An 11,327-nucleotide genomic window follows, 5' to 3' on the forward strand; every position below is an offset into this window, starting at 1 on the left:
ATCACGGGACCAACCCGCCACGCCACCGCCTACGCCGCGCGGGTCGCGCTGCCCGGGCGGGGTACCACCGCTCGCGTTGCCCAACCACGGGACCGACCCGCGCTACGAGACTGCCGTGCCTGACTGGCTGGGCCGCCGGCGTACCGGGCGCGGAACCGTCTGCGGACCACGCAGTACCCAAGCCTCCCCACCTCGTCCGGACCGGCGCGCATCCCGCTGAACGCGAGGGGATATCCCCTCGCGTTGCTGCTTCTCCCCTGCTACATCAGCGGAGAACCGGCAACTGCAACGGATATCCGTTCGTGTGCGGCAGGCGGCGGCGGGGGTCAGGGGCCGGGGTCAGGGGCGGCGGTTGGCGGGTTCGTGGGTGTCGAACTGCCGGCGGGCGGCCTCCACCTTCGTCAGGTTGGGGGACCATTCGGCGAGGGAGTGGAAGAGTGGGGCGAGGCTTCGGCCGAGGGGGCTGATGGCGTACTCGACGCGGGGCGGGACCTCGGCGTGGTAGGTGCGGGTGATCAGGCCGTCGCGTTCGAGTTGGCGGAGGCGCTGGGTGAGGACTTTCGGGGTGATGGTGCCGATCCGGCGGTGCAGCTCGACGAAGCGCTGGACGCCGTATTCGTTGAGCGTCCACAGGATCGGCGTCGTCCACCGGCTGAACACCAGGTCGACGACCGGAGCGATCGGGCAGGCCTGGACGGGCTCGGCGGCAGCTGACGTGGTCTCGGTCACAAACCCGATACTATCCTCTAGGTACCTACTATCCGCGCGCCACTAGCGTGATCCCCATGATCGTGATCACCGGAGCAACCGGCAACGTAGGCCGTCCCCTCGTCCAGACCCTGACCGCGCTCGGCGAGGACGTCGTCCCCGTCTCCCGCAGCGGCGCCGGCCACCAGGCCGACCTCACCCGACCCGAAACCCTGCGCCCCGTTCTCGACGGCGCGAAGGCCGTCTTCCTGCTCACCTCCCCCGACTTCCTTGCCCGCGGCAACCTCCAGGAGGTGATCGCGGTACTGCGGGAAGCCGGCGTACCGCGGGTCGTCCTGCTGTCGTCGCAGGGTGTCGCCACGGAGCGGCACCCGTCCGTTCACGAGGACGCTGTCACCGGGTCGGAGCTCAAATGGACGATCCTCCGGCCCGGCAACTTCGCGAGCAACGCGTTCGCCTGGGCGGAGTCGGTCCGGAGCCAGCGGACGGTGTACGCGCCGTTCGCGGACGTCGCACTCCCCGTCGTCGACCCGCAAGACATCGCCGAGGTCGCCGCGGCGGTGCTCCGCGAACCGGGTCACGCCGGCGCCATCTACACCCTGACTGGTCCCACCGCGATCACCCCACGCCAACAGGCCACGGCGATTGAGGAGGCAGTCGGTACGCCGGTTCAGTTCGCCGAGCTCACCCCCGACCAGGCGCGCGCCAACATGCTCAACTTCATGCCAGCGCCAGTGGTCGAATCAACCCTCGACATTCTGGGCACTCCCACCCCAACCGAACAGCAGCCAACCCGCGACATCCAAGAGGTCCTCGGCCGCCCAGCACACACCTTCGCAGACTGGGTACGCCGCAACGCGACCGCCTTCCGCTAGTCGTCGGAATCGTCGAGAGCAGGACCGGCGCTGCGCGCAGCTCTGTACGCGCAGCCGACCGGTACAGGTGGTGCCCGTCGCGCGGCTCTTACCTTCCGCGGGTCTGCCGCCGAGCAGGGAGAGGCGCCAATGGTGGCTCATGCACCTCTTCACTCCGAACGACAGGCGTGCGGCGCGGGTCGTGCGCAGCGCGCGTCTCTCCGCGCAGGTCGGTCCCGGCGCGCGGGACGGCCACCTGAGGTGCAGGTGGTGCGCGCCGGACAGCTCTCCTGCTTCGCCTGGACCGCCGTGAGGTAACGCCGGGATGCGGGGCTAGTTCTTCTTTGATTCTTCAGGGGCGGGTTCAGCGGTGGGGAGGGCGTGTAGTTGGTGGCGGAGGGCTTGGGCTTCTTGTTCTGCTGCTTGGTGGGCTGCTGTCAGGGCGGCTACTCGGTCTTCGGTTGCCTGCTTGAGGTCGGCCAGTTGGGTTTGGTGGTCGGCGCGGAGTTGGTCGCGGTCGGTTCGGTGTTCGGTGCGGAGGGTTTCTAGTTCGGTGCGGTGGCGGGTGCGGTCTTCGCGGAGTTCGGCGCGGAGTTGGTCGGCGGTTTGCTGGGCGGCTTCGAGGGTGGACTCGGCGGTGGACTGGGCCTTGCGGGCAGCTTCGACTTCGGTTCGGGCTTGGCGGAGTTGGTCTTCGGCTGCGGTTTGGGCTTCGCGGAGGCGGTGTTCGGCTTCGGTGCGGACGCGGTCGAGTTCTGCGGCGGCCGATTCGTGGGCTGCGGCGAGGTCCTGGCGGGCTTGTTCCAGCTCGGCGGCGGCGTGGTCGGCGGCGGCGGTGGCTTCTTGGCGGGCTTGTTCGGCGGCTTCCTGGGCGACTGCCACGTCTACCCGGGCTTCGTCGAGGGCTGCGACGGCTTCGCGGGCCGCCTCGTCGGCTTCCTCGCGGGCGTCTTCTGCGTCGGCGGCTTGCTGTTCGGCCTGGCGGCGGCGGTGTTCTTCGTGGCCGCGTTGCCGTTCGGCGTCGGCGAGCTCGGCGCGCGATGCCGCCTGCAGTTGTTCGACCTCGGCGGCGACGGCTTCTGCGTCGCCGTACGTGCGGACTGCCTCGGCGATCTGGGCGAGGTAGCCCTCCAGTTCCTGCATCAGGCGCGGCAGGTTGCCCTTCATCAGCTGCTCGAGCGTCATCCGAGCCGCAGTCACCGGTCCCGGCCCTGAGACAGCCGACGAGTCCGGGCCGGCGGCAGTGCCGTCGCGACGGGCGGGTTGTCTGGCGAGCCGGTTCTTAGCGGCCCAGGCGTTCGCCTTGTTGTGGACGACCGGCTTCCCGTCGACCCCGGCTCCTTCCCGCCCGCAGTACTTCGGCGGGCGGCCCGGCGTCCCGGGGTCCACCTGCTTCGGGTTCGCACAGGTCACTCCAGGAAACTCGCACAGTCCCTGTCGAGTCCGAACGATCGGCTCAGTCGTCATCTCACCATCCTACGACATTACGTCGATAAAGTTCCCCATTAAGTATGGTTAACATCCACTACTTTAGACACAACTAAACTGAACGGAAGTAGCGCATAATCCCCGTTATGCGCTAGCGTGACGCCGTGAACGATCCGCTGGTTTTCCGTCCGACGGAGACTGCCGTCGAGCTGCCACGGCCCGATCCGGCGACTGAGGGCGCCGTACGTCGCTCCCTCGGCAGGCGTCGGCCACTCGCCGACCCCCGGGCGGACCCCGTCGACCGGCTGGAGCTGTTGATGGCAGCCCTCACGCCGGAGCTGACCGCGCTGGTCGTGCTCTGGCTGGGCGGGACACGGCGTGCGAGCCGGGACACGCGGATCGGGTACGCCGACGACCTGCTGCTGTGGGCCGACTGGGCGCAGCGCGAGCTCGGCCGGGAGCGGTTCGGGCTCGACCTGCGGCGCGGGGAGGTGACGATGTGGCTCACCTGCCAGCAGGACGCGGGCGCTGCGGCGTCCTCCGTCTCACGCCGGCTGTCGACGCTGTCCAGCCTCTACCGGTACGCCGCCGGCTGGGGCCTACCCGTGGTCTCCCCCATCTCCGACGACGACCACCGTCCCAAGTTCCAGCGCGGGCGCCGCGCCACCTCGGCGCGGGTGCTCGACGCCGACCAGGTGGGCGACCTGCTCGCGGCCGCGAGCGACGTCCGCGACGCCCTGATCGTCGGCCTCCTCTACACCGGCGCCCTGCGGGTCTCCGAACTCTGCGGCGCCAACGACGCCGACCGCCAGGACGAGGGCCGCCGTACCTGGCTCGTCGTCACCCGGAAGGGCGGTAAGTCCGTACGCGTACCGCTGGAGACGACCGTGTCCGAGCTACTCGACGCCTACCGCGGGACCCGGCCGCCCTGGACCGGCCAGGGGCCGGCCCCACTGTTCGCCGACGCCATCGGAAACAGGCTCGACCGCCACGACGTCACCCGCCTGCTCCGCCGGCTCGCGAAGGCGGCCGGTATCCCCCGCCCCGAAACAGTCGGCCCGCACTCGCTACGCGCCACCGCGATCACCGACCAGAAGCGCCGCGGCCACAGCGCCGAGGATCTCCAGGAGCTCTCAGGGCACGCGGATGTCCGCACGGTCATGGTCTACATCGACGACGACGGCCGCGCCGAACGCGTCGCCGCCCTTACCGACGACCTCGGCCGCGTCATGACCGCCGTACCCCGGCACCTCAAGTCGCCCGGCTAGTCCCGCAGCAGTCGGTCGACCAGTCCGTCGATGTACTCCGGAGTCAGCGGGTCCAGCCCGAACAGGACGCGGATGTACATCGGGGCCATCACGTGGTCCAGTACGCCCAGCGCATCGGGCGCGCGCTCCCCCCGTTCGGCGGCACGGTCGAGCATGGATTGCAGTTGCCGAGCGCGTTCGGCAAGGACGTCGTCCCGCGCCTGCAGGCCCTGCTCACCAGTACTCGACAACGCGATCGCGAGGCGGAGCAGGGCCAGACCGTCCGGGCCGGTGATCTCACGGGCCACCTGGGCCGCGTAGGTGCGCAGGTCTCCGTCCAGGGTGCCGGTATCGGGCATCGGTGACTGCGTGTCGAGGCGGGTGAGCGCCACCTCGGCGAGCAGGGTTTCCAGGCTTCCCCACCGGCGATAGATGCTGCTGTCGGCCACCCCCGCCCGCGCGGCGATGTCGCCGACGGTGAAGTTCCCGTAGCCGCGCTCGCTGATCAGATCGGTGACCGCCCGATGGACGTCCGCCGCGACCCGGGCGCTGCGTCCGCCGGGCCGCCGGGCGCGCTGTGGCTCGTTCATGGCCCGAGCTTAACGCAGCTGCGACTTGCGTTTGCGAGGCGGCGCGCCTACAGTCGCTAACGCAGCCAACAACTGCATTAGTGGTTCTGACGACGGAGAGGAATCCCGTGGCAGTGAACAGTCGACCGCATCGGGCCGTGTTGCTCGCGGTGACCTGTCTTGGCCAGTTCATGGTCCTGCTCGACAACACGATCGTCGGCGCGGCACTCCCTGACATGCAGCGCCGGCTGCACACCGAACTGACCGGCCTGCAATGGATCGTGGACGCCTACGTCCTGCTCGTCGCCATGCTGCTTCTCACCGGCGGCGTCCTCGCCGACCGGTTCGGACGCAAACGGGTGTACCTGATCGGAGTTGCCGTCTTCACCGTGGCGTCGCTGGTGTGCAGCCTCGCTCCGTCGGTCCCCTGGCTGATCGCCGGCCGGGTGCTACAGGGCATCGGCGCGGCGGCGCTGAGCCCGGCATCGCTCGCCCTGCTCGCCAGTGCGTATCCAGTGCCACAAGAACGAGTCAAGGCGATCGGTTTGTGGGCCGGCTTCAGCGGAATCGGCCTGGCCGCGGGACCGGTGGCCGGCGGCGTGCTCGCGCAGGCGTTCGGCTGGTCCGCGATCTTCCTGGTCAATCTGCCGGTCGGTGCGATCCTCCTGCTCGTCGGCCTTCGCAGCCTCGCCGAAACCCGGAATCCGGACGCTCCCGCGATCGACGTCCCAGGGACGGTGCTGTCCGTGCTCGGGGTCGGGGCGCTGACGTACGGACTCATCGAGGGCGGCGCTCGCGGGTGGACGTCGCCGTTGATCCTCGGCACTTTCGGCGCTGCCGTCGTCCTGCTCGCGGCCTTCGTCACCGTCGAGGCCCGCCGTTCCGCCCCGATGCTGCCGCTGCGGCTGTTCCGGGAGCGGCTGTTCAGCGTGTCCAACACGGCCATGGTCGTGGTCGGGTTCGCGCTGATGGGTTCGTCCTTCTTCTTCTCCCAGTTCTTCGTGTACGTCCAGGGCAGCTCGATCCTGCGCGCGGGCCTGCAGACCCTCCCGACATCACTCGCCATGGTCGTCGTCAGCCCGTACGCGGGCCGGCTCGCCGCCCGGTACGGCTTCCGTGTCGTGGTCACCGCAGGTCTCGCCCTCGCCGGTCCGGGTCTACTCGCACTCGGCATGGTCCACGCCGACACCGGCTACGGGAACGTGTGGTGGCGTCTGGGGCTCGTCGGCGTCGGCTTCGCGTTGACCATGTCCCCGTTGACGGGGGCCGCCATCCAGGCGGTCAGCCAGCAGGAAGGCGGCCTGGCCTCGGGCATCAGCAGCACGACCCGGCAGATCGGCGCGGTGCTCGGTGTGGCGCTCCTCGGGGCCATCGTGCGCGCCCGGCAATCCTCCGGCGCCTCGTTCGAGGCGGGGCTCAACAGTGCCTTCCTGGCCGCCGGCGCCGTCACCTTGGCCACCGCGGTCTTCACCGGTCTGTGGCTCGCGAAGTCCAGAACCGCGCACACCGTGGCGTCTGCGCCCGAGTCGAAGCACAGAGTCTTGAATTAGTAACACGCTTGGTTTAACTTATCCGCGCAGCTGCTCTTCCGGTCCGCCACCTGGGAGGTTCCAGCATGTCCAGACGCCTGCTCGCGCGGGTACTCCCCCTCTGTCTACTGACCGGCCTGCTCGCTGTTCCGACAGCGCAGGCCGCGACCACGTACCCCAGCGGCGTCGGCGCCGACCTCGGGCCGGCGCCCACCACGCTCGGCGTGAAACCTGCCGCCGGCGACGACCCGGCCGGGCTCCGGACCGGCACCGCGCAGGGCCGCACCTACTGGCAGACGAACCGGGCCGCCAACACCGGATACCTCGAGTTCGACGTGGATCACGACTATGTCGGCGAGATCGGCACCGACGACGTCCTGGTGACGGTGACGTATCTCGACAGCGGCTCCGGCACCCTCGACCTTCAGTACGACGCGAAGGACAACCCGCAGCAGGACGCCACCGACGTACAGCTCACGAACACCGGCCAGTGGAAGACCGGCGTCTTCGCGCTCACCGGCATCAGCTTCACCAACCGGCTCGGCGACGCCGACCTGCGGGTCTTCGGCGGCTCCGACGACGTCACGATCGCCGGCCTTCGGATCAGTACGGCGGGCGCCTCCGTGCAGCTCGGCGCGACGCCCGTCCAGAACGGCATCAGCCCCCGCGCCGGCGACGACGCCTCGCACCTGCTCACCGGCATCCAGGACGGCCGCCCGTACTGGCAGACCGACCGCACCGCGCCGTCGCCCGGAACGAACTTCTTCTACATGAACGTCGCCGACACCTATCTGTACGACAACCACGGCCTCGTCCTGGTCAGTGTCGACTACTTCGACGAGGGCAACGGTCAGTTCGGGCTGCACTACGACTCCTCCGGCGACACGATCCCGGACAAGTTCAAGAACTCCGAGGTCGTCCGGTACGGCGACACGAAGACGTGGAAGACCTACACGTTCGCGCTTCCCGACGGCGTACTGACGAACCGTTCGAACGGCGGCGACTTCCGGATCCACAACGGCGACGGCTCCGCCGACCTCAAGGTCGCGGCCGTCCGGGTCGCGAAGGTCGCGGGCACGCTCGACGTCACCGAAGGCCTCGTCGACCTGATCGGCCAGGCCACCCGCACCGCCAAGGCCGCCCGGGAAGGAACCCGGGACGGGCAGTACCCGGCCGGCAGCCGCGCCACCTTGCAGGCCGCGATCGACAACGCTCAGGCGGTCGCGTCCACCCCGGGCGTCACCGACGCCCAGGTCAAGGCGGCGCTGACCACGCTGCAGAACCGGCTGGACGCGTTCACCGCGTCGGTCGTCGACACGAACTTCGCGGCCAGTGGTACGGCGTCCGCGAGTGCCGGCACCGGCGCGGCGAACGTGAACGACGGCGACGACACCACCTCCTGGACGGGCGGCGCCGACTCGTGGCTGCAGCTCGACCTCGGCAAGCCGCGACCGGTGAACGACGTCCGGGTGGAATGGGGCGCCGCCTCCTCCCCCGACTACACCGTGCAGGTGTCGAACGACGGCAAGAAGTTCACCGACGTCGGCCGGATCGGCTCGCCGGGCGGGAACCAGATCAGCCGTACGCGGTTCGCGACGGTCGACGCGCGGTATGTAAGAGTCGCGATGACAGGCGCTCAGACATTCACCGTGCAGGAGCTGCAGCTGCGAGCAGCACCCGTCGTCACGCCGCAGCCGAAGCTCGTGCAGACCAGCAGCCCGACCGAGGACGGCGTGGTCGCCGACTTCGACGCCACGCAGTACGGCGCCGATCGCTCCGGCAAACGGGACTCGACGCGGGCGATCCAGCAGGCGATCTACGCCTGTCAGGACGCAGGCGGCGGCACGGTCTGGCTCCCGGCCGGGCAGTACAAGGTGACCGACACGATCGAAGTACACGCGTTCTGCACGCTGCGCGGCGACAAGCGCAGCACGATCGTCGTCGCGGACCTGGCGCCGGGTGACGACGGGCCGAGTCTGTTCCGGATCGGCGGCAGCGCCGGCCTGGTCGGCGTCACGACGTACTACCCGAACCAGAACGCGACCGACCCGGTGCCGTACAACTACACGTTCGAGATCCCCGGCGGCGCCTGGATCGGCAACGAGAACTACATGATGTCGACGGTCTCCGACGTCACGATGCTGAACTCGTACCGCGGGATCGGCGTCAGCACGATGCCGAACGACCACGGCAACGCCCCGAGCTCCGGGCAGGTGCACGAGTCGACGACGATCCGGAACGTGCAGGGTACGGCGCTGTTCGAGGGCGCCCGCGCGTACAACGGCGCCGACGTCGGCACCTGGGAGAACGTTGCCTTCGACAACTCGTACTGGTCGTCGGCGCCGGCCGCGTTCCGTCCGCCGGCTCGGGCACAGCTGGACGCGTGGACCCGCGCGCACGGCACCGGGCTAGTCCTCGGCGACCTCGAGTGGGACCAGTTCTACCGGGTCTCTGTCGCCGACTACGCGATCGGGATCCACGTGGTCGCCGGTCAGCGCGCGCAGTTCACCGGCAGCTTCCTCGCACCGGACATCCGTCGCACCGGGGTCGGCATCAAGGTCGACGTGATGGACGACCGCTGGGGTATGACGCTCGCCGGCGGGCACGTGGACGGCGGGATCACGAACGACTCGCACGGCTACGTGAAGCTCACCGGGACGGAGGTCGTCGGCCCGCAGACCGGGACGATCCACCACATGTCCGGCACGGCACCGACATACACGCAGAAGCCGTTGCCGAAGCCGGTGCAGAAGCTGTACGTCGTGGACGCGCCGCACGGAGTCGGGTACTTGCCGGCCGCGGACGCGACGCGCGACGTACAGAAGGTGCTCGACCGGGCCGGGCGGGACGGCGGCGGGATCGTGTACCTGCCGGCCGGGTGGTACCGGATCAGCACGCATCTGGCCGTCCCGGCGAAGGTCGAGCTGCGCGGCGCGTCCGCCGTACCGAACCGGGACGAGGGCGGGCTGAGCGGCGGGACGGTGCTGCAGGCGTTCGAGAGGAACACCGACACCGCCCTGGTCACGCTTGGCGCCAAGGCAGGTGTGCGCGGGCTGCGGGTGTTCTATCCGGAGAACAACCCGGCGAACGGCGTCGTGCCGTACCCGTACGCGATCCGCGGGCACGCCGGTGGCAACTACGTCATCAACGCGGGCTTCCCGAACGCGTGGGACGGCATCGACCTCAGCGGCGACGACGTCGTCGTACGGAAGGTGGCCGGTGCGTTCTTCGACCACGCGATCACGATCGGGGCCGGGCGCAACGGCCGGGTCGAGGGCGTGCTGTCGAACGGGAACGCGGTCACCCGGGTCGGGTACCAGCATCCGTACTGGATGAACGAGGGCAACATCTTCGAGCTCGTCATCGACAAGTACATGCGCAAGACCGCGAAGATCGTCACGGTCGACGGGGCCCGCGGGCTGACGCTGCTGAACGTGTTCGCGTACGGCTTCCACGACGGGCTGGTCGTGGACGACGGGCAGGTCGAGGCGTTCAACCTGGGCACCGACAACCTCGGCACCGACGGCCACACCGTGCAGGTGGTGAAGGGCGACGTCGAGGCGACGAACCTTGCCCGGTACAACGGTGCGACGCTCAGCGGTCCGGCGACCTTGCACAACGTGATGGTGATCAACGTCGTGCAGCGCAGTGTCGCGGTGCGGGCGAACGGGAACGGTACGGTCGCGATCGCCGGCAACGAATCCGAGCCCGGAACGTACGAGGTCGGCGCGCAGGTCACAGTGACGGCGGCACCCAGATCGGATAGCGTTTTCCTCAACTGGACCGTGAACGGGACGGTGGTGGCGACAACGCCGTCGTACACCTTCACCGTCGACACGGACCGGATACTGACCGCCAACTTCACACCGAAGTAGGAGCGAGATGGCTGACACACAACAGCAGCAGGTCGCGATCGTCGGCTGCGGCATCATCGGCCGCACCCACGCCAAGGCCGTCGCGGAACGCCCCGACGCCGTCGTCACCGCCCTCGTGGACGGCGACGACGCGGCCCGGGAGGCACTGCGGGCACAACTGGTCGAGCTCGGCCAGCCGGAGCCGAAGGTGTACGACGACCTGCCCGCGGCGCTGAGTGGGTCGGACGTGTCCCTCGTCGCGATCTGCACCCCGAGCGGCACGCACGCCGCGCTCGCCGAGCAGGCGCTGGACGCGAAGAAGCACGTGGTGATCGAGAAGCCGCTCGACGTGGACCTGGTCCGCGCCCGCCGGCTCGGCGCCGCGGCCGACCGGGCCGCGAACCACGGCGTCCTGTCGTCCGTGATCAGCCAGCACCGGTTCGACGCCGGCAGCGCGGTCGTCAAGCAGGCGATCGACGCCGGGCGCTTCGGGCAGCTGACCTCCTGCGTCGCGACGGTCGCCTGGTGGCGGAGCGACGAGTACTACGCCTCCGCCGGCTGGCGCGGCACGTGGGCGCAGGACGGCGGCGGCGCGCTGATGAACCAGGGCGTGCACACCGTCGACCTGATGCTGTGGTTCATGGGCCGCCCGGTCACGATCCAGGCCCAGGCGCTGCGCGCCGCCCACCACGCGATCGAGGTCGAGGACACGGTCGTCGCGACCCTCACCTTCGAGAACGGCGCGGTCGGCACGCTGCACGCGACCACGGCGGCGTACCCCGGTGGCCGCACCCGCGTCTCGGTCCACGGCACCGAAGGCGGCGCCGAAATCGAGGACGACCGCCTCAGCCGCCTCAACGTCGACGGCACCGACTCCGACCAGCCGGTCGACGTCGGCAGCCCCGGCGGCCACACCGCGCAGTACGACGACATCTTCCACGCACTCGCCGAGGGCGAGAAGCCGGCCATCACCGTCCAGGACGCCATCGACGCACTGGCGACGGTGCGGGCGGTCTACATCGCGTCAACTCTCCAACGCCCAGTCAAGTTCCTGGACGTCCTGGAAGGCCGGTACGACGACGTAGACGTCTCCCGCGGCATCGGTCTCCCGCCCAACTAGCCAACTGCGCGAACCCGG

General features: G+C 69.6%; 8 protein-coding genes. 5 read left to right on the forward strand and 3 right to left on the reverse strand.

Annotated elements, in window-relative coordinates; genetic code table 11:
• Window positions 1–339 precede the first annotated feature (339 nt).
• On the reverse strand, window positions 340–729 hold the full coding sequence (locus tag ACXJJ3_RS01575; protein ID WP_458168020.1) for a winged helix-turn-helix transcriptional regulator: 390 nt from the start codon (window positions 727–729) through the stop codon (window positions 340–342).
• A gap of 56 nt (window positions 730–785) precedes the next feature.
• On the opposite strand from ACXJJ3_RS01575, the gene ACXJJ3_RS01580 reads away from it, so the two are divergent.
• Window positions 786–1,583, forward strand: a complete 798-nt coding sequence (locus tag ACXJJ3_RS01580) for an NAD(P)H-binding protein (RefSeq protein WP_458168021.1) — start codon at window positions 786–788, stop codon at window positions 1,581–1,583.
• A gap of 312 nt (window positions 1,584–1,895) precedes the next feature.
• On the opposite strand, the gene ACXJJ3_RS01585 is transcribed toward ACXJJ3_RS01580, so the two are convergent.
• Window positions 1,896–2,747, reverse strand: coding sequence for a hypothetical protein (locus tag ACXJJ3_RS01585; RefSeq protein WP_458168022.1), 852 nt, complete (start codon window positions 2,745–2,747; stop codon window positions 1,896–1,898).
• A 407-nt stretch (window positions 2,748–3,154) separates the two neighbouring features.
• On the opposite strand from ACXJJ3_RS01585, the gene ACXJJ3_RS01590 reads away from it, so the two are divergent.
• Window positions 3,155–4,258 carry a tyrosine-type recombinase/integrase gene (locus ACXJJ3_RS01590; protein WP_458168023.1) on the forward strand — a complete coding sequence of 368 codons (1,104 nt, stop codon included), beginning with the start codon at window positions 3,155–3,157 and terminating at the stop codon, window positions 4,256–4,258.
• Here the strand turns inward: ACXJJ3_RS01590 and ACXJJ3_RS01595 are convergent.
• Complete coding sequence (locus tag ACXJJ3_RS01595) at window positions 4,255–4,827, reverse strand: TetR/AcrR family transcriptional regulator (RefSeq protein ID WP_458168024.1); 573 nt, start codon at window positions 4,825–4,827, stop codon at window positions 4,255–4,257. The two genes, ACXJJ3_RS01590 and ACXJJ3_RS01595, sit on opposite strands and share 4 nt — an antisense overlap.
• 113 nt (window positions 4,828–4,940) lie before the next feature.
• Between ACXJJ3_RS01595 and ACXJJ3_RS01600 the strand changes: the two genes are divergently transcribed.
• The 3 genes from ACXJJ3_RS01600 to ACXJJ3_RS01610 all read left to right on the forward strand — a co-directional run bounded on the left by ACXJJ3_RS01600 (window position 4,941) and on the right by ACXJJ3_RS01610 (window position 11,309).
• Window positions 4,941–6,356, forward strand: coding sequence for an MFS transporter (locus ACXJJ3_RS01600; protein WP_458168025.1), 1,416 nt, complete (start codon window positions 4,941–4,943; stop codon window positions 6,354–6,356).
• Between the two features lie 65 nt (window positions 6,357–6,421).
• Complete coding sequence (locus ACXJJ3_RS01605; protein ID WP_458168026.1) at window positions 6,422–10,210, forward strand: discoidin domain-containing protein; 3,789 nt, start codon at window positions 6,422–6,424, stop codon at window positions 10,208–10,210.
• Window positions 10,211–10,217: 7 nt separating this feature from the next.
• A complete protein-coding gene (locus ACXJJ3_RS01610; RefSeq protein WP_458168027.1) occupies window positions 10,218–11,309 on the forward strand; it encodes a Gfo/Idh/MocA family protein in 1,092 nt (363 codons plus the stop codon).
• The last annotated feature ends 18 nt before the right edge of the window (window positions 11,310–11,327 follow it).

This window comes from Kribbella sp. WER1 (assembly GCF_054189145.1).

Coding starts and splice junctions, on each gene's coding strand:
- ACXJJ3_RS01580 (WP_458168021.1), top strand. CDS start 786: ATGATCGTGATCACCGGAGCAACCGGCAACGTAGGCCGTCCCCTCGTC.
- ACXJJ3_RS01585 (WP_458168022.1), bottom strand. CDS start 2,747: ATGACGCTCGAGCAGCTGATGAAGGGCAACCTGCCGCGCCTGATGCAG.
- ACXJJ3_RS01610 (WP_458168027.1), top strand. CDS start 10,218: ATGGCTGACACACAACAGCAGCAGGTCGCGATCGTCGGCTGCGGCATC.
- ACXJJ3_RS01595 (WP_458168024.1), bottom strand. CDS start 4,827: ATGAACGAGCCACAGCGCGCCCGGCGGCCCGGCGGACGCAGCGCCCGG.
- ACXJJ3_RS01605 (WP_458168026.1), top strand. CDS start 6,422: ATGTCCAGACGCCTGCTCGCGCGGGTACTCCCCCTCTGTCTACTGACC.